The sequence below is a fragment of the Chitinivibrio alkaliphilus ACht1 genome, assembly GCF_000474745.1.
Lineage (GTDB): Bacteria > Fibrobacterota > Chitinivibrionia > Chitinivibrionales > Chitinivibrionaceae > Chitinivibrio > Chitinivibrio alkaliphilus.
The window spans coordinates 46400-68292 of the sequence record NZ_ASJR01000012.1 but is presented as its reverse complement, the minus strand read 5'-3'; the positions used below and the strand labels follow the sequence as shown (position 1 = coordinate 68292).

At 47.4% G+C, this 21893-nt stretch carries 16 protein-coding genes; 15 read left to right on the top strand and 1 reads right to left on the bottom strand.

Translation table 11 applies throughout. The annotated features are described in order from the left end of the window. Positions 1 to 4: 4 nt before the first annotated feature. From CALK_RS07335 to CALK_RS07325, 3 genes are all read left to right on the top strand, one after another. The gene (locus CALK_RS07335; RefSeq protein WP_022637043.1) at positions 5 to 859 is read left to right on the top strand and encodes a prephenate dehydratase; all 855 of its coding nucleotides are present in this window, start codon (positions 5 to 7) and stop codon (positions 857 to 859) included. A gap of 102 nt (positions 860 to 961) precedes the next feature. Next, positions 962 to 2938, top strand: a complete 1977-nt coding sequence (locus CALK_RS07330) for a hypothetical protein (RefSeq protein WP_022637042.1) — start codon at positions 962 to 964, stop codon at positions 2936 to 2938. 11 nt (positions 2939 to 2949) lie between these two features. Then, positions 2950 to 4173: a hypothetical protein gene (locus tag CALK_RS07325; RefSeq protein ID WP_022637041.1), complete on the top strand. Its 1224-nt coding sequence runs from the start codon at positions 2950 to 2952 to the stop codon at positions 4171 to 4173. Between the two features lie 3 nt (positions 4174 to 4176). Here CALK_RS07325 and ribD read toward each other — a convergent pair whose 3' ends face one another. Then, positions 4177 to 5256: a bifunctional diaminohydroxyphosphoribosylaminopyrimidine deaminase/5-amino-6-(5-phosphoribosylamino)uracil reductase RibD gene (gene ribD, locus CALK_RS07320; RefSeq protein ID WP_022637040.1), complete on the bottom strand. Its 1080-nt coding sequence runs from the start codon at positions 5254 to 5256 to the stop codon at positions 4177 to 4179. 194 nt (positions 5257 to 5450) lie between these two features. On the opposite strand from ribD, the gene CALK_RS07315 reads away from it, so the two are divergent. The 12 genes from CALK_RS07315 (at position 5451) to CALK_RS07260 (ending at position 21891) form a co-directional block, all read left to right on the top strand. Further along, entirely contained in the window at positions 5451 to 7181 is a 1731-nt protein-coding gene (locus tag CALK_RS07315) for a phospho-sugar mutase (RefSeq protein WP_022637039.1), read from the top strand. 112 nt (positions 7182 to 7293) lie between these two features. Then, positions 7294 to 8244 carry a transaldolase gene (tal, locus tag CALK_RS07310; RefSeq protein ID WP_022637038.1) on the top strand — a complete coding sequence of 317 codons (951 nt, stop codon included), beginning with the start codon at positions 7294 to 7296 and terminating at the stop codon, positions 8242 to 8244. A 12-nt stretch (positions 8245 to 8256) separates the two neighbouring features. After that, entirely contained in the window at positions 8257 to 9516 is a 1260-nt protein-coding gene (locus tag CALK_RS07305) for a DUF5683 domain-containing protein (protein WP_022637037.1), read from the top strand. Continuing rightward, entirely contained in the window at positions 9504 to 10211 is a 708-nt protein-coding gene (locus CALK_RS13030; protein ID WP_022637036.1) for a hypothetical protein, read from the top strand. The genes CALK_RS07305 and CALK_RS13030 overlap by 13 nt, the downstream gene beginning before the upstream one ends. Continuing rightward, on the top strand, positions 10192 to 11544 hold the full coding sequence (locus tag CALK_RS07295; RefSeq protein WP_022637035.1) for an FAD-dependent oxidoreductase: 1353 nt from the start codon (positions 10192 to 10194) through the stop codon (positions 11542 to 11544). The genes CALK_RS13030 and CALK_RS07295 overlap by 20 nt, the downstream gene beginning before the upstream one ends. A gap of 7 nt (positions 11545 to 11551) precedes the next feature. Beyond that, a complete protein-coding gene (gene trmB, locus CALK_RS07290; RefSeq protein WP_022637034.1) occupies positions 11552 to 12190 on the top strand; it encodes a tRNA (guanosine(46)-N7)-methyltransferase TrmB in 639 nt (212 codons plus the stop codon). Positions 12191 to 12342: 152 nt separating this feature from the next. Then, the gene (locus CALK_RS07285) at positions 12343 to 14514 is read left to right on the top strand and encodes a S1 RNA-binding domain-containing protein (protein ID WP_022637033.1); all 2172 of its coding nucleotides are present in this window, start codon (positions 12343 to 12345) and stop codon (positions 14512 to 14514) included. Positions 14515 to 14600: 86 nt separating this feature from the next. Then, positions 14601 to 15536, top strand: a complete 936-nt coding sequence (locus tag CALK_RS07280; RefSeq protein ID WP_022637032.1) for a glycosyltransferase family 2 protein — start codon at positions 14601 to 14603, stop codon at positions 15534 to 15536. Continuing rightward, the gene (locus CALK_RS07275; protein ID WP_022637031.1) at positions 15533 to 16984 is read left to right on the top strand and encodes a penicillin-binding transpeptidase domain-containing protein; all 1452 of its coding nucleotides are present in this window, start codon (positions 15533 to 15535) and stop codon (positions 16982 to 16984) included. The genes CALK_RS07280 and CALK_RS07275 overlap by 4 nt, the downstream gene beginning before the upstream one ends. Further along, complete coding sequence (gene era, locus CALK_RS07270; protein ID WP_022637030.1) at positions 16977 to 17894, top strand: GTPase Era; 918 nt, start codon at positions 16977 to 16979, stop codon at positions 17892 to 17894. The genes CALK_RS07275 and era overlap by 8 nt, the downstream gene beginning before the upstream one ends. 41 nt (positions 17895 to 17935) lie before the next feature. Next, on the top strand, positions 17936 to 20077 hold the full coding sequence (locus CALK_RS07265) for a KamA family radical SAM protein (protein ID WP_022637029.1): 2142 nt from the start codon (positions 17936 to 17938) through the stop codon (positions 20075 to 20077). A gap of 65 nt (positions 20078 to 20142) precedes the next feature. Continuing rightward, a complete protein-coding gene (locus CALK_RS07260) occupies positions 20143 to 21891 on the top strand; it encodes a penicillin-binding protein activator (RefSeq protein WP_022637028.1) in 1749 nt (582 codons plus the stop codon). The last annotated feature ends 2 nt before the right edge of the window (positions 21892 to 21893 follow it).

The following is a 21893-nucleotide window of genomic DNA, read 5'->3' as shown; positions in this document are numbered from 1 at the left end:
GTTTATGAATCACCTTGTCACACTGGGACCCGAGAACACGTACTCCCATGAAGCAGCACGGCGGTTCTGTGCAGAAACGGGAATATCCTGCAAGATTCACTTCGAGAAAACTATCACCAAGGTATTCGCCACACAGCAGGAGCAGCAAAGCACCTTTGCCGTTGTTCCTATTGAGAACCTCTCCGAAGGCTTTGTCCAGGAAACCCTTGACGGCCTGTTACAGTTCCCTGTATATATTCAGCGTGAAGTCCTCCTTCCCATACGATTCAGTTTTGTGGCAAACCATACAGATTTATCCAGCTTAGAAAAAGTGTATGTGCAAACCATAGCCTATGGTCAATGCTCGAATTTTATATCAACCCTTGAACAATCTGAAGTGGTATACACCAATAGCAATATCCATTCCCTCGATCTTTTGTTAACCTCTCCTCAGCGTAGAGCAGGAGCAATAATCCCGGGCCATGCCACGGAAAAGCTGCACTCTCTTCCCACGGTTATTCCCAATGTAAACAACTACAAAAACAACACCACCCGCTTTATTGTTCTCGGGCTTTGTGAAAAAAACAAGAACCCCCTGCCAGAAGAAACCGTCAAGACCTCCGTAGTTGTTATGGACAATAGTGATCACACGGGAATACTCACCTCAATCGCCTCGGCCTTCTCATCGCGAAAGATAAACATCACGTCCATCATTTCGCGACCTACAAAAGAGGAGATCGGCAAATATCACTTTTTTATCGACGTTTCGGGCTCCAGTACTGCTCCGAAAACAGCTGCAGCACTGCGAGAAATACAACAGGAGTTTCCCTGTAAACTCTTGGGAACCTATCCATCCACAGAAAATACGACGCTCTCCTAATCTCTTTGCAGGAGAATCGAAGTATTTATAGAGATATGGTTTGACTGGAGCAAAAGCGCTCAAATATTTTTACTGAGAATTAAACAGCAAAGGAATTCACCTATGAAGAATCTTCTCTATCTTGTCGGCTTTGCCCTCCTGCTTATGTCCTGCAAGTTTTTTGATGATGACAGCCCCCTTGGTTCTGACATTGTGGGTGGGCGAGATGACAGTGCGATTCGCTATGAGGGAAACTATGAAACCCGCCATATATCACAACGCGGTGGCAGTGTAACAGACACCCTCTCCGGTCGACATCGCTATGAAAACCATATTCTTGATGAGGGAAAACGACAGGGAGAAGTTGCTGTGGGAACGTGGAACAGCCAACGCTCGCTTGTATCCATGTCATTCTTTGCAACAGAGGACACGCCCTATACAATTGAAGATGTTCTGGACTCACTCTTTGGAAAACTTGAAAACCCCCTTGATGAACGTGCAGACACTGCGAGAAAACTCTCAGCAGAGCTCGTCTTTGATATTAACAGATCGAAATCTGACCAGGCAAGCTACAATATTGCCGCGCACACCATGCCCTTTCTCCCCGATTCGTCAGACCTTTTTTCACATTTAGACAGCGCGGAAACGAACCACGTGGGCTATGCCACAGTAGTCGGCAATTCTTCACAGGGATCAATCCCGTTAAATATCTCTCATTTTCACGACGGGACACCCCGTGAAGACACCATATACAACCGGTGGAGATTCTCCCACGGAGACAGTATCGTTATGATTACCACTGATACTATTCAGGATGTACACTCCGAAGGACGTCGTATCAGCCGTGACACCTTGGGAAGTTATGAAAATACAGACACCATTGCCTTTGCCGATACAACCCGTACAAAAGAGAGCCATCTTCTTTCATACACAGAGCTGCCCGTCTATGACTACCGGACGTTCTCCTTTTTAGATCACTACGCTATTCCTGAGGATGCACGGGACACCATTGTTGATACTGTTACAACCTCTCTTTCTGGCACCTCAGAATATCGTCAGCATACCATGCAGATTCTTCGCGTTGAAGGAGACAATATTGATGACTCCGGCACAGAACGAAAGGTTATTCCCTATGAGATACCCCTAGATACCCTCCACCATTTCTCATCACCTGAAGGCACACGGGACTCACTCTCTTTTCCACGGCAGGAGATTCATCGAACTTTCTCCAGTCGCGGTGACACCCTCTCCCGGGATACCCTCGAAAACGGTGACATTGTCACCACCTACACAAACCTTCATCACGACAACAAGATTATCTATACCGCGGAAAATTTTGTCCAGATACGCGAAGTGCCCACGCCATCCATTCGTCCAGCCTTTGTGGACAGCGAAGGTGATACCGTCTCCTACTCTGACACCCTCTCTCTGCTTTTGGATATGGCAGAATTACAAGACAAGGCACTTCTCTTTCTGCGACGTCCCCTTCTGAAATTTTCCCTTGAAGAGTATATTCCTGACGATGACGGCGTGGATACGGTACGCCATAGTCTGCAACTTGCCCCCCGCTTTTACGGGATGAATGTCGCAGATACTGTCTCGGTAGATCTCGAAGCCCCCGTAAGTGACGGCGCCCGTGAACAGATATCCCGTCTAGAGCTCCGTGGCGGAATGCGAGATTTTTGGCAGGATATTCGTAATAGAAACAGTGCCACCATACTGCATTCAAATCTTCGTATCCAAAGTGATTCTGCAGTCTTTCCCGACTATCATGGTGATGAACTCACTGTGTACGGTCTTGTTCTCGATACTCTTTTCGAGGAAGGAGATCTTTCAGTTGGAGACTTTCTTGCACAAACAGAGGCTCGTCCATTCTCCTTCAGCGTTCCGCGGAACGCTGAGCGTATCTCCATAGAGAGTGAAAACCTTGTACGCAATCTCTTGGATATCCGCTATGCGTCCCACAATACGAATGACCGCAGAGAGCTTACACGTATCCCGGATACCTATCTCTACCTGTGGGTTGATGAGCAGGAGTTTGGGCGCGTATACTGGAATGATACTGACAGAGTCCCCTTTACTTACATTATTCAGAATTAAGAGGTTTATATATGAAACTGTGTAGCACGATTTTTCTCTTGATATCTCTTACGGCACTTCCCGTAGCAGCAAAGACATCTCTTTTGGGGGGTAATTACCTTTGGGGACTTTCCACGGATTTCCACGGGCAAAACTCCGCCCTGGGGGCAGACCCTCAACCATCACTCCTAATGCGTGGAACCGCAGCAAACCTCGCCCAGGTGCGGCAAACAGCCTACTCCTTTAGCTTTGGTCTTGATATGGCGCGCATATCCGATGGTGATGATCATACCAATTTTCGTCGCGGAGCACCGACTTTTTTCGGCATGGCTCTTCCCATGGGGGAACTAGGAACTTTTGGTATTGGGTATAATCAACTGGGACACAGTGCATACAACTACTATCACGGAGAAATGCGCCTTTCCAGTAACCCCGGGGCGTCTGAAACAGATGATCCCCGTCACTTATACGGAACCAAAAGCACCGACTTTTTCAGCGATCTCATGGCATGGCAACTTGGCTTTGCCCGTGAATTTGCCCCCTTCTTCCGCCCGGGAATTGCCTACGAACGCCGAACCCTCACACGGCAAAACGCCCAGACAACCCTTTTGCATGATTTTAATATCGGCAGTATTGACACCACTCGATGGGAACACAGCGCCCCGGCCATCCAACTCGCCCTCCAAGGCGATGTTGGCGATTTCTCCTACGCCGTAGGCGGTACCTATGTATTTGAAGATGATCTTCGTATGCGACGTAATATCACTTCTATCAGAACAGTGAATGACAATTTCTCAGGCCGAGAGCTCCATGATTCATCGGAAGTAACGCAGGAATATGGCATGAAGCTTCCTCCGGAAGCAACCTTCGGACTGGGATATCGTTTCTCACGCCATTTTCGGGTATATCTTGATTACTCACGAATACAGTGGGAAAACTTCTGGACCGACGCAGATGACCTTGACCGTGAGTACCAAAATACAAACCACATAGCCGGTACAGCAAAGTATACTCCAGCCATACACAAACTCAACCCCGGATTTTGGGAAACAATCACGTATAGTGGGGGCTTTTCTTTAAAGAGCCTCCCTGTTGAAGGCGATCGGGAATTCTCTCTCAATATGGGAATGGGAATGCCCTTGGGAGCTAATGGTGAACTCACCGTTGCCCTTGAAAGCGGTATCCGCAGAAGTGATGACTTTGACTATGACGAATCCTTTGCGACCCTCTGGTTTACCATTGGGGGCGGTCAGTAATTTTCATGTACGTGGGAGAAGTCCTGAAAGTAACAGGTCTTCTCCATATTGGGTATATGTCACGTTCGTCAGTCGGAGGCTTTCGTTCATAGGCATAGGAGGAAGTACAAGTCCTTTTTGACCACCCCCTAAGATTTGTGGCGCATAAAAGAGATATACTCGATTTACGGCTCGTGCTTCGAGGAACGACCCGACAAGACCACTCCCCCCTTCTACAAAAAGTGAATCAATGCCCTCAGACCACGCCAGAGAGAGAAACCGCTGAATACCTTCCCGGCGGTCATCACACCCAGTATACCAACGATGTATCCCTTCTTTTTGGGAGATCCCCGCAGAATAAGCACTATTGTTAACCACAAGAATACTTTGAACCTCTCGTGAATGTCGGTAGAAATAGCTTGCCCTATCTATTTCGTCAGTGGACGAAAAGACTATGCGCACTGGGTCTGTACCCCCACCATGGCGGACAGTAAGTTTTGGATTATCAGCCTGAAGGGTTTTGGCTCCCACGGCAATGGCCCGATGATACCCGCGCAATTCATGTACTCGCTGCCGTGCTTCGGTGCCCGTAATCCATTTTGAAACACCCCATGAATCTGCTATTGCCCCATCAAGGGTGAGGGCTAATTTAACACTTACCCATGGCTTATGGGAAGAAATACTATAGAAGAAATCTTCATTGATCCGTTGGGCTTCTTCCCGCCCAACTCCCACGGTAACCGCAATGCCCGCGGCACGTAACTGGGCTCCTCCTCGCCCTGAAACCTGGGGATTTGGATCTTCCACAGCATATACAACCCGCGTAATACCCGCACGAATTATGGCATCGCTACAGGGTGGAGTTCTTCCCCAGTGACTGCACGGCTCAAGGGTTACGTACATTGTTGCCCCGTGGCTCGCAGCCCCTGCTTTTGCAAGGGCAGCAACCTCTGCATGGTCTCCTCCCGGAGGAGCCGTTGCCCCACGGGCGAGAATAGTACCATCTTTTACAATCACTGCTCCTACGGCAGGGTTTGGTGCAGTAAATCCTTTTACGGACCATGCTTCACGTAACGCACACATCATATAATCAGAGTCTGTCATATCGCCTCAACCCGCTGAGTTTTCAAAAAAATACATTATATATCCCCTGCAGATAAAACATGCTGAAATCTTATAAGGATATCATAATTATATTATTTACCTTGCCCCGTGGCAATATCTATACTATACTGTAGGGCAATACATTAAGCCGGCATAAGACAATTCAAAGCTACTAGTGACAGAGGAGTTACACAATGGATACAGCACGTTTAAAAGAAGAAGCGCAACGGTATATCCAACTGGAGCAGCATCCCCAATTTCGTCAAGAAGTGGAAGAACTGCTTTCTCGTGAGGATTATGCAGAACTTGACGAGCGATTTTATACAAGCCTTACCTTCGGCACGGGCGGGTTACGTGGTATTATTGGGGGAGGATACAACCGCCTCAATACCTATACGATCAAGAAAGCAACCCAAGGACTTGCCCAATATATTACTGAAACCACCAGTGAAGGCTCTGTGGTTATTGCCTATGACAGCCGCAACTATTCTGATATTTTTGCAAAGGAAGCCGCAAAGACACTTGCGGGAAATGGCATACAGGTATACCTTTTCTCAAGCCTTCGCCCCGTTCCAGAGCTTTCATTTGCCGTACGTCAGCTCAAAACCACCGCCGGCATTGTCATAACAGCCAGTCATAACCCCGCACAATATAATGGCTACAAGGTTTACTGGAGTGACGGATGCCAAGTAACAGCTCCCCATGATGAAAAAATTGTTGCTTATGCAAACAACGCGACGGATATCATTACCGGTGATGATGCAGAAGATACGATCACCTTAATTGATGCGGAAATTGATGAACCCTATATCGAAATGGTAAAAGGCCTTTCTCTTCGTCCAGAGCTTATGGCTGAGAAAGGTAAAGACTTAACCGTGGTCTATTCTCCCCTTCACGGAGCAGGAAAGATGCCTCTTGAGCGTGCCCTTTCTGAAATGGGAGTTTCCGTGGTATTTGTTGAAGAACAACGTGAACCAAACGGAGACTTCCCCACGGTAAAGAAACCCAATCCAGAAGAAGAGGAAGCGTTGCAAATGGGTCTTGCCTTGGCACAAGAAAAACAAGCAGATCTCCTCATGGCAACCGATCCAGACGCAGATCGCCTGGGTATTGCGGTACCCGATGCGGAGGGTACATTTCACCTCATTACGGGGAACCAACTCGGTGTACTTCTGGCTGACTACATCTTCTCCAGCAGGAAAGAGTTAGGAACAATGCCGGAGAAACCAGCCTTTGTAAAAACCATTGTCACTACGGAGCTTCAACGAAAGGTTGCAGAATCCTACGGAGCCACCTGTTTTGATGTACTTACGGGGTTTAAATACATTGGACAAAAAATTAAGGAGTTTGAAACCGGCGCTGAAGGCTATGAATACCTCTGTGGCGGAGAAGAAAGCTACGGATATCTTGTGGGCACGGCAGTTCGTGACAAAGATGCCGTTTCCGCTGCAACCATGACTGCCGAGCTTGCACTGTACCATCGGGAGCAGGGAAAAACGCTGCTGGATAGACTCAACGAAATATGGGAAGAATACGGGTACTATCAAGAATTTCTTATTAATAAGCAATTTGAAGGGAAAGCCGGTACAGAAAAGATGGAACGAATTATGCGTGAGATGCGTGAAGATATTCCTCATAAACTTGCTGGAATTATGGTATCAGAAGTTCGTGATTACCTTACAGGAGAAGTGCATGATCTTACCACCAATACAAAGGAAAAATCACTCACTCTGCCCGCATCAAACGTTATCCAATACCGCCTCAAAGATGGCTCCGTAATCACCGCACGCCCCTCCGGCACAGAGCCGAAGATAAAATTCTACATATCAACCTTCGAATCGGGCTTGCCCCTAAGCACCTTGAAGGGTATCGTAGAAAAGAAGGTTCGTGCCTTTGAAAACAATATCCATATGATTGTTGGATAAGATCGAGGGGAGAGGCACCACTCTCCCCATACCCCCATTCGACCTTTAGACAATTTCATTAAACTCCTCGTTCCATAAACTATTTTACGATAAAACGGAAAAGGAGTGTCCCATGAATCAACTGGAATATCTTAAAGAAATAACCACCGTTGTGGCCGACACCGGGGAAATTTCAGAAATACGAAAATATCGTCCCACCGATGCCACGACAAATCCCAGTCTGCTCTTAAAAGCCGCACAGCTGCCGGAATACAAATCCTTGGTAGATGATGCCGTAGAATATAGCAAAAAAACCGAAGGAGGTCTTGATCTTATTTTCGATAAGATGGCCGTAAACTTCGGCACGGAAATTCTGTCATACATCTCAGGGCGTGTTTCCACAGAAGTAGACGCTCGCCTCTCCTTTTCAACAGAAGAAACCCTCAACCGTGCACGTCGTATTATCGCACTCTATAAAGATGCCGGAGTCTCACAGGAACGAATCCTGATAAAAATAGCAGCCACATGGGAAGGCATTGCAGCTGCTCGCATCCTTGAGCAGGAGGGCATTTCCTGTAACATGACCCTCATTTTCAACTTTGCCCAAGCAGTGGCATGTGCCGAAGCCGGAGCACAGCTGATATCTCCCTTTGTGGGACGGATCTACGACTGGTATATCGCAAACACAGAAAATACCTCCTATACTCCTTTGGAAGACCCGGGTGTGCGCTCCGTAACACGCATTTATAATTATTACAAGAAATACGGATACACAACCGAAGTCATGGGAGCAAGCTTTCGAAATGTAGGGCAAATTTATGGATTAGCCGGGTGTGATCTTCTCACAATTTCACCGAAGCTTCTTGGTGAGTTGAAAAAGGAGTCAACCCCCGTACAGCGCGAACTCTCTCCGCAGGGTGCGCAAGGATGCCAAGAGGAGAAACTGAGCCTTGACGAGGCAGATTTTCGCTGGCGCATGAACGAAGACCCCATGGCCGTAGAAAAACTTTCTCAGGGCATTCGAGCCTTTGCTGCTGATACGCGCAGTTTTGAAACACAAATTAGGACCCTCTACCGAATCTAACAAGGCGGAACCATGAGCCCAAAACGATACCTGCTCTTTCTCATACTTCTTCCTCTGTTCATTAATGCCGAGCCCGTGGGTAACAGAGATGCCCAGGCTGATACGCTCAATGAAAGCATCGATGACTCCTTGACAGAAGAAGAAATGCGCCTTATCAGACGTGAATTCCGCATCGAAGAACAGGCCGCTGAAACAGAGGATGAGACTCCATCCACTGAAGAAGAGGAGGTGCAAGAGGAAGCGCAGGAAGAAGTTGAAGAGCAACAACGGGGCCCTGGAGGGCCATCGGGCGGGCCCATTGGTGCCATGGGAGGGCCAGGAGCACAACGACGCACACGTGATGATTCTGAAGAAGATCCTTCTTCGGACACTACAGAAAAGCAGGCCTCCGAGGAACTTTCCCCCCAACAACGTCGCAGTCGTACAGCCACAGAGACTGAGGATGAGCGGGTCGTGAGTTTTTCAGAAAACATAGAAGAGTATCGCTCACCACAACGGGCCATGCTCTACTCTCTGGCTCTTCCAGGGCTCGGGCAAGCCTACGTAGAACGAAACTGGAAAGTTGCTGCTTATGGCGCTGTGGAAATAGCTCTCATTGCCGGAGCAATAAAGTTTAGCCGTGACAGCGATGATGAACGTGATCGTGCTCACGCCTATCTAGACGAACACTTTGAAGAAGATGACGTACGAACCTTTTACGCAAACCTTGAAGAGCTCGGCGAGTTTCAGGGTGACGTAGATCTCTACGAATATCTTAATGTTGCCGGTTTGGGATATGGTGATGTTGAATCCTTTGATGAGTTATGGGAATCCTTCAAGAGAGATCCCTATGACCGTGATTTCGGTGTGGCAAACCCGCTCATGATACAGGGCTGGGATGGAGCCACGGAGGTTCGTATTGCAGACGGGGATGTGACCTATGAAGGAGCAGAAGCGTACGATATTATTTATTACCGCCCTGAGGGAGAGAATCGTTTGGAAGCTCCCTTCGGGACAGCATCTACGCAACAGCGCTATCTTTCTATGCTTGATAAGAGCCAAGACTACTCCGATTACAGCACAACCTTTGTTATTGGAATTCTCGTAAATCATGTCGTGTCTGCTACCGATGCCTTTATTAGTGCACGACGACATAATCGACGCCTCCTGTCAGCGCAACGAAGACCCGCTGAGGATGAACGTCTCTTCGATGCAGTGCATCTTACCAGTAGTATGTATCGTAATGTGCATGGGGGGCTTACCACAGAAGCGGGGGTTGCATGGCGTTTCTAAAACCTCTTCTCTGTGTCTACCTTCTTGTGCTCCCTCTCTGGGGAACTGACGAACTCCGTATTGAGATGGAACAGGACAATGGGGACGACGTTACCATTGACATTACGGGAGAAGATCATCCCGATATGAAAAGTGAGTGGGGCGCAGCCTTTATGAGCATGGCAGTGCCCGGTACGGGACACCTCTACGTGGAAGATCACCGACGAGCAGCTCTCTACTTTGCCGTGGAAGCGGTGGTGCTTACGGGCATGATCTATTCGCGGCGCACCTCAAACCGTACCATGGATAACGCCTTTGCCTTGGCAGAACGAGAAGCGGGGACAAAGGCGGATTTTGATCGCGATAATAATTACTGGCTCTACATGAGCATCTTTGAAAGTAGCGATGACTATAATATCGCCCTTGAACAAGGCCGCTCTTTTGATCGTAAAATTACCGATCCCGATCACGAATGGCGTTGGTCATCACGGGCCAACCAAGAGCGCTATACCGATCTGCGTGATTCTGCAGATCAATGGGAGGATGCCTGGGCCCTGTTTTTAGGGGGGATGGCCCTAAACCGACTCATTGCCTTTATCGATTCGCGTATTTCAGCCCGAAACTATAATACGCAGCGTTTTTCTCAGTTACAGATACATCCCACCTACTCAGTTACTCACAACGAGACAGGTATCCGTGGCACCTTTCTTTTCTGAAAAAGATCCCGCCGATCTCCTTATCCTCGGTGCCGGACCAGCCGGCTACACCTTAGCCCTTGCCGCCGCAGAGAGGGGAAACTCTGTAATGCTCTTTACAGGAGGAGACCTGGGCGGCCTCTGTCTCAACCGAGGCTGTATTCCCTCCACAACATTTCTCTCCTATGCGCGCACGAGTCTCATTGCCCAAAATTTGGGACTTCCCTCTCACCCCCTTCCAGACTTTTCGTGCCCCCATGAGCGAAGCAACACCATACTATCCCAGTTACGCAAGGGACTGGAACATCGTCTCAAAACCGCAGGAGTCACCCTCAGTAACTCACGTGGTGAGTATCTGAATGAATCTGATAAGGGGGTCTGTGTTGTCACTGATACCGGAAACTACTACCACGGAATACACCTCGCCGTTGCCACGGGAAGCACCTTGACAATCCCCTTCGACACCTCAAAATATACGGGATATCAACCGGGAGAATCCTATTTTGCCCCCCCGCCGAAAAATGTAGGAACACAGGTGGTAATTGCGGGAGCATCCTTTGCCGGTCTTGAACTCGCCCAAATCTACACATCCTTGGGCTACACGGTACATGTTATCGAGAAATCGGACACCGCCCTTGCCTGCTTTGACCGCCCCCTTCGCAGACGCCTATTTTCGGCACTACGCGCGCAAAATATTACCATCTCCCTCTCCACAGAAATTACGGCAGCCCGGAACACCTCCGTTACGTGTATTGGACCGGAAGGACAAACCACTGTACCTGCAGATATCCTTCTATGCTGCTGCGGGAGGACCCCCTCCATGGATGCCCTTCGCCGCCTCCCCCCCCATTCTCCCTTAATCGCTCCCCATGGACAAAAAAACAGGGAAAGCAAAATCTTTCTTCTTGGCGATGTTGTCGGCGCAGAGATGACCGCCCACGGTGCAATTGCAGACGCAGAAACATGTGCAGCCCTGTTGCGTGATGCCCCGCTCCCCCATTATGGATACCCTATTCCCAAAATACTCTACACAACACCGGAAGTGTTCGCGGTAGGACTCACCCAAGAAGAGGCACAACGCCGCAATATTTCCTGCTATACCCGAGATATTCCCCTGGGACATACGGGGAAGTTTTCCGCAGAATTTTACCCCATGAGTGGAACCGCCCGCGCGATCTTTTCTGAAAACAGAGAGGAAGTTCTCGGCATACAAATGGTTGGGGCTGGAGTCAGCGAGCTCTGTACTGCCGCCACCATGATTGTACAGTTAAAAATTCCCCCGAGACAGATACAAAATCTTATATTACCACACCCCACCATGGGAGAAATTTTCAAACCCTTACTGACCCCGTAGGAAGATCATGCGTCAAAGAAATATTAAACACGCCCCGGACGTTCTGGCACAACATCCCACCCTTGTCTGCATGAACCCGGATACAACCTTTCATGCACCCTCGTTTTTTCCCCAATCAGGCCCGCTTCATTTAGAAATCGGTAGCGGTAAGGGGGCATTTCTTGCGGGAATGGCTCATCGCTTTCCCCATATCAATTTTTTGGGTATGGAACGATTCGACTCAATCCTTATTCGCTGTTTGGAGAAAACACTCGCCCTGGCCCTTCCCAATCTCCGCTTTATTAAGATGGATGCTCGCAACCTAACAGATGTATTTGCTCCCGGCCAAATCGATACTATCTATCTTAACTTTAGCGACCCATGGCATAAAAAACGCCATGCAAAGAGACGACTGACCCACACCAGATTTCTTTCGCGCTATAAGGAAGTTCTCTCCCCCAAGGGAGAGCTTATCTTTAAAACAGACAATCGGCCCCTCTTTGAATTCTCTCTTTTGGAAATGCACCGTTTCGGTATGACACTGGATGAGATTTGCCTTGATCTTCACGCGCAAGAGCCGGAAGATAATATCCGAACAGAATACGAGGAGAAGTGGAGTGCCCGGGGAAGCACCATCTATCGTCTCAAAGGATGTTTTAGAAAATAAATTTGACAGGCTATTGCCATGTATTGTATTTTGCACGGGAGATAAATAAGGGTGGACCGCGTCAAAAATGCACTCACCGCTCTACAAAACGACTCTTCATAATCAAATAATGAACAAACAAACGAAATATAAATCTACAAAAAAGGACCTAAATGGTTGAATTTGCTGGCTATATAGAGGATAACTGGGAGCTTCCTTACGAAGTTGCCGAAGAAATTTGTACGCTCTATACCGAGGGAAACTCGAAATATTTTGTACGGAACTACGTTCCCACCGTATCAGCCTTTGTGACGACGGATATACTCTCTGAGATATACCGATTTCTCCGCAAACAGGAAGAGCTTGTCACCTTACGTGACCGAGCCCGTTCTGTCCTGGAAAAGGCTGAACTTCTCGATGAGGAAAATGAAGAAAAAATCATTTATAGTATTTCCGAAGCAGAAATTGAAGACGTCTACATCGGACATAGAACAAATGTGCGCACCAAGGGTCGTGTTGCCCTTGAGCGTGGCTTGCAACCTCTTGCAGACCAGATTCACCGTGGAGAATGTACTGACTTTGACGCTGCAGCCCAGGAGTACCTTCGCCCTGATGAAGAGCTCAAATCAACCGATGATGTTCGCAAAGGTGTTGTGGATATCCTGGCAGAACGTTACGGCTTTGACGAAGAAGTTCGTATTATGCTCCGCGATTTTGCAGAAGATGAAGGAATGGTCTCCCTTCATTTTAAAAAGAAAGCAAAGAAGAAATATGATAAATACACCGATGAGAACATGCTTTTCTCAGACCTTGAGAGCAAGGAAATCCTTGATCTGCGAAAGGATGAAGAAGCTGGTGATATTAAAGTAAAAGTAGCGCTTCCTCCCATTCATGTCATGGAGTTGATGAAGGAACATTTTTGGGAAGATGCAGCTCCAGAAGAAGATCAGCTCATTATGGAATCCTTGGAAGATGCGTGGAACCGCCTTATTTATCCCATGGTGGAAACCAGTGTGAAGGATCATTACTATGAGCAGGCTGAAAATGAGCTGATAAAGGAGATGAAACGGGACCTTCGTCCCATGGTTGAAGAGTATGCCAAGAGCACGAAAAAAACACTTCTCTTTGCCTCGGCTTACTCCGAAGATGCCCTTGACATTCTTGTGGTAGACAGCTTAGGAAGTATGCTACGCTGCACCAGAGAAACGATCCGGCAATACGGACGTCCCTTTGTATCAAAAAAGATCAAACAACTCTTTACTCTCTACCACCCCAACCGCATTGCTGTTTTAAACAATGACCATGGGGAATATGTAGAGTCCGTAATTGATCAAACATCGAAGGTAACAGTATCAAAACCGGAAGTTGAACGCGTTCCTCTAACAACAAAAACCAGCGCACTCATGAAATCTGCCTATTTTATTGAAGAGACCGAAGGCCTCTCAGAGGAGATTTCTAAAAATTTAGCGTACGCTCTCTCCGTGATGAAACCCTTTGCTGTTATTAGTAAAGTTGGGGCGCACTGCTTTTCAATACATCCGCAGGAAAAACTTCTGGACTGTTCTGTCATTGGTGAATTAATTGACGACCTCTATGTTGCTGCAGCCCTTGAATACGGTATTCAAATAAATGGAGCCAACGACTATCTTCTCACCAGTCTCGAACTTGATGAGTCTCAGCTGCGTGAACTTCGCCGTGCAAAACAGCAAAAACGGATCTCATCCAAACAAGACTTGAAAGATCTCGACTGTTTGGACGCAGTGCAATACAATAACATATCCGGTTATATCGTTTTTCCAGAGTCAGATAACCCCTTGGATAAATCGACCGTTCATCCTGAAGAATTCGGCTTGGTACAGTCGGTCTGTGACGAATTGGGTGTTACTCCGGAAAAACTTATTCGCACCACCGCCTTACTTCAGGATTTCCATGCTGACGACAGCAGGGTTGAAGATTTTATTCAACAAAATATTGCAAACCAGTTGAAGGTGGCAAAACGATACATTTCTCTTTCCAGTAAGCCGGCGCGACCCTTGCGAATCAACGAGTTGCGAGAAGGAGCGATTCTCGACGGAAAAGTAACCAATATTACTAATTTCGGTGCCTTTGTGGATATCAACTCCTACTCCGATGGATTGGTTCACATTTCTGAATTGGCCAATGAGTATATTGAGACTCCTGATCAAGTGGTGAGCGTGGGTGACCCTGTGCGTGTGAAAGTTGTAGAGGTAGATAAACGGAAAAAACGAATCTCTCTCTCCATGAAGCAGGTTGAGAATGCGCCACGAAAGGTTCGGCCCTCTCAAACACAGCTGGAAGATCTGGTAAGTTTCTTCAACAAATAAGAAAAACAGTACCGAATACCTGTAAGTGCTGATATTCCGGGGGTAAAAAATGTATATTTTTACCCCCCTTTTATATTGGATTTGCCATGATAACAGTTGTCATACCTCTCTTTAACGAAGAAGCAAGTCTTACTCCCCTCACGGAGAAGATCCGTACTGTTGCACACGAACACAGCTACGATCTGGAGATTCTCTTTGTAGATGATGGCAGTACCGATTCCTCGTTACAAATTATTCAGAAACTTCATAGAGCATGTCCCAGGGAAATACACTATATTTCCCTGGGACGAAACCAGGGTAAATCCGCAGCCCTAAACGCCGGCTTCAGTCACGCCACGGGGGATATTATTATCACCATGGATGCTGATCTACAAGATGATCCTGCGGCAATTCCAGACTTCATTGACGCAATCTCGGAGGGGTGGGATGTTGTTTCCGGCTGGAAGCAACACCGAAAAGATCCCTTTCTTTCTAAGAATCTCCCTTCAAAAGTGTTTAATCGCATCACCTCCCTTTTTGGAAAAATCCGCCTTCATGATTTTAACTGCGGATTTAAGGCCTATACCCGAGAAGCGGCTCGTTCCTTGGATGTGTATGGAGAACGCCACCGGTTCCTTCCCCTTCTTGCTCATTGGAACGGCTTCTCAGTTACGGAGATACCCGTTCCCCATCATAAACGAAAATACGGCAAAACAAAATTTGGCGCAGATAGATTCATCAACGGCTTCTTTGATCTTATAACCCTTATATTCCTTCGCAAATATATGACGAGCCCCCTCCATTTTTTCGGCATATTCAGCCTGATACTTTTCGCCATTGGCGGATCAATACTTACGTACTTTGGCATTCAATGGTTTTCTGGCTCTCCCCTGCATGTCCGCCCCATTATTCTCTTTGCGGTAACAGCCATTATTGTGGCTGTCCAATTTTTTTCCCTGGGGCTTCTTGGTGAGCTTTTTATTCATATGGGGAAAAAACGTGCTCCCATGATAAAAGACCGAAGCAGTGAGGAGTTGGTATGACAAAAAACTATGGACACACTCCATATAAACATCGTCGGTACGGAAAAAGAAACGGTTCTTCAGGCCCTCCCCAAAAGGGGCGTATTCGCCTGGTTCTCTTTCTAATACTCGTGAGCTTTTTCTTTTCCAGGGTCATTATCCCCAGTTTTAGAGGAGAGGTGGAACCTCCCAAGAGAGCAGACCAAACGCCTGTCAAGGACGATGCACGCCCTGACACAACCGAGCCATCCGACACTGTACCAACGCAGGAAGTAGCCCTTGATACCTCTGCCACACTGCCACCATCGTTTTCCCTTACCCATGATGATCTGCCACAATTGCTGAAATCAGCATCACAGGATTTTACGGGCACCCCGGACACTCTCGTCTGGCAAGATCGCTCTATGATAGTACACTACAGTATGAAACCACGCCTTAATCGATTAGGGAAAAGTTTCATGGAAAGTTATCGCCCCCGTTTCGGTGCAGTGGTTCTCTTTCAACCCAAGACCGGGCGTATCCTTTCACTTTCCAGTTACGAAAACCCGGATAATCCGGAATCAATGAGCGAATTCTCTACCCCCGTATATACAAATGCGTCCATCCCAGCAGCATCCATTGCAAAAATAGTCACCGCAACAGCTGCTGTAGAAATATTGGGGCATACCGAACAACATGTACTTCGATATCATGGTGATAAATATACCCTTGAGGAGGATCAGCTTCAGCAACACCTCAGTGCTGGAATTGATATTAGCCTCAGACGTGCCTTTGCCGAATCGATAAACCCAGTCTTTGGCACCATGGGTATTTTTGAATTAGGAGCAAACAATCTCTATACATACGCTCAAAACTTCGGGTTTAATACCAAAATCCCCTTCATGCTTCCCGTAGACACAAGCGTCTTCCACTATCCACAAACAAATCTTGAGATTGCGCAAGCAGCCTCGGGATTCTCCTATACAAATACCATCTCTCCCATTCATGGGGCTCTTATGGCCGGAGCTATTGCAAACCAGGGAATAATGCTTACTCCAACCATTGTTGATTCCGTAATAGACCTTGAAACAGAAAAACAGGTTTACGCCCGCTCAGACAGTTACTGGAGAAGAGCATTTAAGGCAAAAAACTACCCTCCATTAAATGAGATGATGAAGGATGTTTCACGCTATGGCACAGCCACGAGCGCCTTTACCTTTGTACGAGACTCCCCCCGATTTAGGGACTTTCATTACGGCGGAAAAACCGGAACGCTCACCATGGCCGGGTATGGCCTCGTTGACTGGTTTGTGGGCTATCTTCTTGATGAAGATGATGTAGAACAAAATGTTGCCTGCGCTGTGGTAATGATAAAACCCCCACGTTGGCAGGGACGATCTTCCTATATTGGTGCAGAACTTATGCGACGCCATGTCATGAATCTGCAAGAACAAGTACAACATGAACAAAAGGATACTGCTCATGAGTGACTCTCACTCTTTCAAATCTGCCTTTATTGCTCTCATAGGGCGTCCCAACAGTGGTAAATCAACCCTGTTGAATGCAGTGCTCGAGGAAAACCTTGCCATTGTATCGCCCCTGCCCCAAACGACACAAAAAAATATGAATGGTGTCTACACAGAAGAGGACCTCCAAATAGTTTTTGTGGATACCCCAGGAATCCACATGGGAAAGCATCGCCTTAATAAAAGCATATCTCAATATGGCCTTTCTATGCTTCATGATGAAGGTATTACCATCGTCTGCTATCTTATTGATATCTCGAGAAAAGCAGGGGCCGAAGAGGCTCATCTTGCAGCGCTTGCAGAAAAAGCGCGTACATCAAAGCAAGTTGTTCTCATATTCAACAAGGTCGATCTCTTCACACTTCCAGAAGTTGAAGAGCGTATTGCGGCCTTTCTTGCAGATTACCCCGGTCTTACAGAGTGCCCTCGTCTTATGGTGAGTGCAAAAGCACCGGATGCACGGGACGTTTTTGTCGACTTTCTCCGGCCCTTTATTCCCGAGGGACCACGCTACTTTTCTCCCGATGAGATTACGGATGCACACTTACGCTATTTTGCCGCTGAATATGTTCGTCTACAAATTATTGGGCTTACCTATCGTGAAGTTCCGCACGCCTCCCACGTTGAAATCACCTCTTATACGGAGGAGGAAGGGGTACACCATATTAACGCAGACATTCATGTGGAAACAAAGGGACAAAAAGCCATCTTGATTGGAAATAAGGGAACGACCATAGGAAAGATCCGTCGTCAGGCTGAGTGGAGAATGCGTAAACTCACCGGTGAGAAAGTACAATACCAGCTCTTTGTTAAGGTAACACCCCATTGGCGAGATAACGCCTCTCAACTGAATGAATTTGGCTTTATTGAGTAGAACCGATTGGTGCGCCAATCATTTTAGTACGGAGAATGAATATGGATATTACAAAAATGAGTACACACAAAGAGATTTCCTCCTGGGTTACCACCCTGCCCTATCTCTCTGATATTGTCTCTCAGGCAGACTCCTACACGGAATTCAAGATGCTTCTCCAGGATTATGTGGACACCTATTTTTCCTCCAATCCCCATGCTCTCTCCTACAGCAGATATCATACCGTTGGGTATGCAGCCTTTCAAAACCTCAGCTGGCAAGATTATGGGTGTATTACCCTCTACCACCTTCTTGAAAACGAAGGAGAGTCTTTTTTTGATGGGAACTATCGCGAAACCATCACCAGTACACCCTTGAAGTGTTTTTGGGATACCCTGGAAAAAAAGAACAAGTTAAGCAGAGCTCTTTGGCAAGAGTTGCGTCATCTCTTTGAACAAGCCGGCGGACATAACAGCCCTGACACAGTAGGACGCGACCACCTTCATGAATGGATGGATAGACATCCCACCGGTCTTGATGACCACATTATTGCTCGCCGAAGAGAAAACAAGGCACGTATTATCGCTGCCATTACCGATGAAATTGAACGCGGGGAATGTCCCCAAAAATATGCCTTTGATCCATCCCTGTCGCGACAAGAGCGAATCGCTCAGGTAGAACAATGGTGGAAAACCTCTGCCTTTCACCTTGCCTTTGCCGTGCGGGATACGGCACGCCTCTTCTCTCTTTTGGGAAACTCCCTCGATACAAAAACAGCCCGCATTATGAGAGAGGCCGAAGAACGGGGGATCCCCATTTTTGTCAACCCTTACTACCTCTCTCTGCTTAATTGCGGTAACCAACAGGATCTTGGGGATGACCTTGCGATCAGACAGTACATTTTCTACAGTGAAAATCTCAACGAAGAGTTTGGGCATATTCGAGCATGGGAAAAAGAAGACAGCGTAGAAATAGGCAAACCAAACGCCGCCGGTTGGCTTCTTCCCTCCCATAATATTCACCGACGCTATCCTGAAGTTGCTATATTAATACCGGAAACCATCGGACGAGCCTGTGGAGGATTATGTTCTTCATGTCAACGAATGTACGGGTTTCAAAGCGGCGACCTCAATTTTGATCTTTCAAAACTGGCACCGAAACAGTCGTGGAAAGATAAACTTGAGTGTCTGCTGAACTACTATGAGGAAGATTCGCAATTGCGGGATATCCTTATTACCGGAGGTGATGCTCTCATGAGCAAAAATCGCACCTTGCGATACATTCTTACCCGCGTATTGGAAATGGCTCAGCGGAAAAAAGAAAAGAATGCCGCCCTGAAGCGGAATTTTGCAGAGATTAGCCGTATCCGTTTAGGAACACGGCTTCCGGTCTATCTTCCACAACGGGTAGACACAGAACTATGTGATACCCTTCGCTGGTTTAAAACAGAGGCAACCGCCCTTGGTATTGACCAATGTGTAATTCAAACACATTTTGAATCAGCCATGGAAATTACCCCCGAAGCAGAACAGGCCGTGCAGAATCTCTCTGAAACTGGCTGGTATATTACCAATCAGCAAGTATTTACGGCCGCGGCATCACGACGGGGTCATACGGCAAAACTTCGTAAAACCCTGAATGAGTGCGGGGTAATCCCGTACTATACCTTCTCCGTGAAAGGTTTTTTTGAGAATAAAGAGAATTTCGCCACAAACGCACGAATCGTGCAGGAGAAGATGGAAGAGAAGAGTTTTGGCTATACCAAGGACGATCTGTCCTTTCTCGTCACTCGCACCACAAACATGGCCGAAGAGGCCCAGGCCTACATGAAGCAAAAAGATCTCCCCTTTATTGCTGTTGATCGCAGCGTGCTTAATCTTCCCGGGGTGGGAAAAAGCCTTACCTTTCGTACGGTTGGGTTTACTGACGATGGCCGACGCATTCTTGATTTTGATCACGACCACAACCGTGTGCACAGCCCCATAACAGAGAACATGGGGCGGGTGATTATTGTGGAGTCAAAATCTCTTTTGGAATATTTGCAAGAACTTGAGACCATGGGGGAAGATCCACACGAATACAAGGATATTTTCGGATACCGGCTCTGTGAAACTGAGCCACGAAACCCGTTCTACGAATATCCTACATATACCTACTCCGTAAGTGACCATCTAACAAATTTCAAAATGCCCGGGGAAAATTAGAAGAATATGCATTGCTCAGAAAGATATATTACAGAAATGGTACCATCATAATGAAAGGGTAACTCATGAAGTCTGTCCTCTTTGTTTGTCTGATTGTTTTTTCACTTATCGCCGACGATATGGCCGCAACTATTCGCCAACATCTCAGCGATGGCTCCTATGCCACAGCCCAAGAAACTGCCGAAACGGCATTGGAAGATGCGGCAGATCCACAGATTCACGCGCTTCTTCTTGAAAGCCTGCTGCAACAGGAACAGTACGCCGCTTTCGACAGCCTTACAAAGCGCTTTGAAGCAGAGCATTCCGACACACCGGAAATGGCCCGGGTTGCCTATTTAAAAGGAATTGGTGCTGCCAAGCGAACCCTCTTTACGGATGCCTTTGAAGCATTTAATGATGCGGCAAAACGAGTCGATCCCGAGACACGTCGTATGGAGATTCTCATTACAAATGTGGAACGCCTTCTGGAGCAGTATCTTCACCCAGAAGAGGTTCGCGCAATCTCCCATGATGACCTTGCCCCCGCCCTCACGGAAACCGTCACATTCTATCAAGCTATCCACACCAAAAGCGTTGATCACGCCAAGGCGCAAGATGCCTTGCGCGAATTTATGCGAAGGTATGAAGAAAGTGCCTATGACACGAGCTTAGTTATTGGCACCGAAGCACCACCGGCAGACCGTGCACCGCGCAGCACGCTCTCCCTGGCCCTTCTTATTCCCCGCACCGGCAGTGACAGTATCCTGGGAAGACATGCAGAGCAAGCAGTGGAACTTGCCCTTCATTCAATTACCGAAGAGACCGGTTCTGACATATCCGTAACAATTCTTGATAACGCAAGCAACAGTGTTACCACAGCGCGAAAAATGCGTCGCTTGATTGAAGATGATACAGACGTTATTATTGGCCCCCTCATGAGTGACCGCGCAACCCTTGCTGCGGCTATGCTCATGGATCATCCCGATATTCTTCTTATTAGCCCCACGGCCACCGATGGGGGCTTGGCAGAACTGGGGGAAAATATCTTTCAGTTGAATATTACCCCGCAGGTAATTGCCGAGCGTATCGCTCGCTATTCCGTGGAACAACTCTCAATCTACGACTTCGTTGTTCTCTCAGAGCTTACTTCCTACGGCAACATTGTGACAGAGTATTTTATTGACGAAGTTGAACGCATGGGTGGTTCCATACTCCATACAGAGCATTTCTCTCCTTCCGCCAGCGATCATCGAGAACAGTTTCATGAAATTAAACGGTTCTTCGCTCTTCAGGAGCTGGGAAAAGACAAAGAAGATGAGCTGACCTCTCGTGAGCGAACCTTTGTTGAAGAATTTGTGGAAGACTCAACCGTAAATTTCGGAGGACTCTTCATGCCCTCATCCGTATCAAATGCGGTAAAGCTGGCTGCGCAAGTACCCTTTTATAAAATTCAAACTCAAGTTCTCGGAACAAATAGTTGGGACAGCAATAATCTCATTCTGGATGGGGGTGATTATGTGCGAGATATGATTTTCTCCACCGATTACAGCCTTACTGAAGAGCGTGACCGCTGGGATCGCTTCACCGCTTCTTATGAAGAACAGTTTGGAGAATCGCCACAACGCCTTGTTGTTCCCCTGACCTACGATGCAGTTCACCTCATCTTTGAAGGAATGCAACGGGGAAGAAATGTGGAGGATGTGCAAAGCCATCTTGCCTATACACGCGGGTATAACGGCCTCTCCGGCATTATATCTGTTGATCCTGAAAGCGGACGAAATACCGCCGTCATGATAAAGCGAGTGGGAAATCGTGAGTTTATCCGCATTGATTAGGC

Coding starts and splice junctions, on each gene's coding strand:
- CALK_RS07335 (WP_022637043.1), top strand. CDS start 5: ATGAATCACCTTGTCACACTGGGACCCGAGAACACGTACTCCCATGAA.
- CALK_RS07330 (WP_022637042.1), top strand. CDS start 962: ATGAAGAATCTTCTCTATCTTGTCGGCTTTGCCCTCCTGCTTATGTCC.
- CALK_RS07325 (WP_022637041.1), top strand. CDS start 2,950: ATGAAACTGTGTAGCACGATTTTTCTCTTGATATCTCTTACGGCACTT.
- ribD (WP_022637040.1), bottom strand. CDS start 5,256: ATGACAGACTCTGATTATATGATGTGTGCGTTACGTGAAGCATGGTCC.
- CALK_RS07315 (WP_022637039.1), top strand. CDS start 5,451: ATGGATACAGCACGTTTAAAAGAAGAAGCGCAACGGTATATCCAACTG.
- tal (WP_022637038.1), top strand. CDS start 7,294: ATGAATCAACTGGAATATCTTAAAGAAATAACCACCGTTGTGGCCGAC.
- CALK_RS07305 (WP_022637037.1), top strand. CDS start 8,257: ATGAGCCCAAAACGATACCTGCTCTTTCTCATACTTCTTCCTCTGTTC.
- CALK_RS13030 (WP_022637036.1), top strand. CDS start 9,504: ATGGCGTTTCTAAAACCTCTTCTCTGTGTCTACCTTCTTGTGCTCCCT.
- trmB (WP_022637034.1), top strand. CDS start 11,552: ATGCGTCAAAGAAATATTAAACACGCCCCGGACGTTCTGGCACAACAT.
- CALK_RS07285 (WP_022637033.1), top strand. CDS start 12,343: ATGGTTGAATTTGCTGGCTATATAGAGGATAACTGGGAGCTTCCTTAC.
- CALK_RS07280 (WP_022637032.1), top strand. CDS start 14,601: ATGATAACAGTTGTCATACCTCTCTTTAACGAAGAAGCAAGTCTTACT.
- CALK_RS07275 (WP_022637031.1), top strand. CDS start 15,533: ATGACAAAAAACTATGGACACACTCCATATAAACATCGTCGGTACGGA.
- era (WP_022637030.1), top strand. CDS start 16,977: ATGAGTGACTCTCACTCTTTCAAATCTGCCTTTATTGCTCTCATAGGG.
- CALK_RS07265 (WP_022637029.1), top strand. CDS start 17,936: ATGGATATTACAAAAATGAGTACACACAAAGAGATTTCCTCCTGGGTT.
- CALK_RS07260 (WP_022637028.1), top strand. CDS start 20,143: ATGAAGTCTGTCCTCTTTGTTTGTCTGATTGTTTTTTCACTTATCGCC.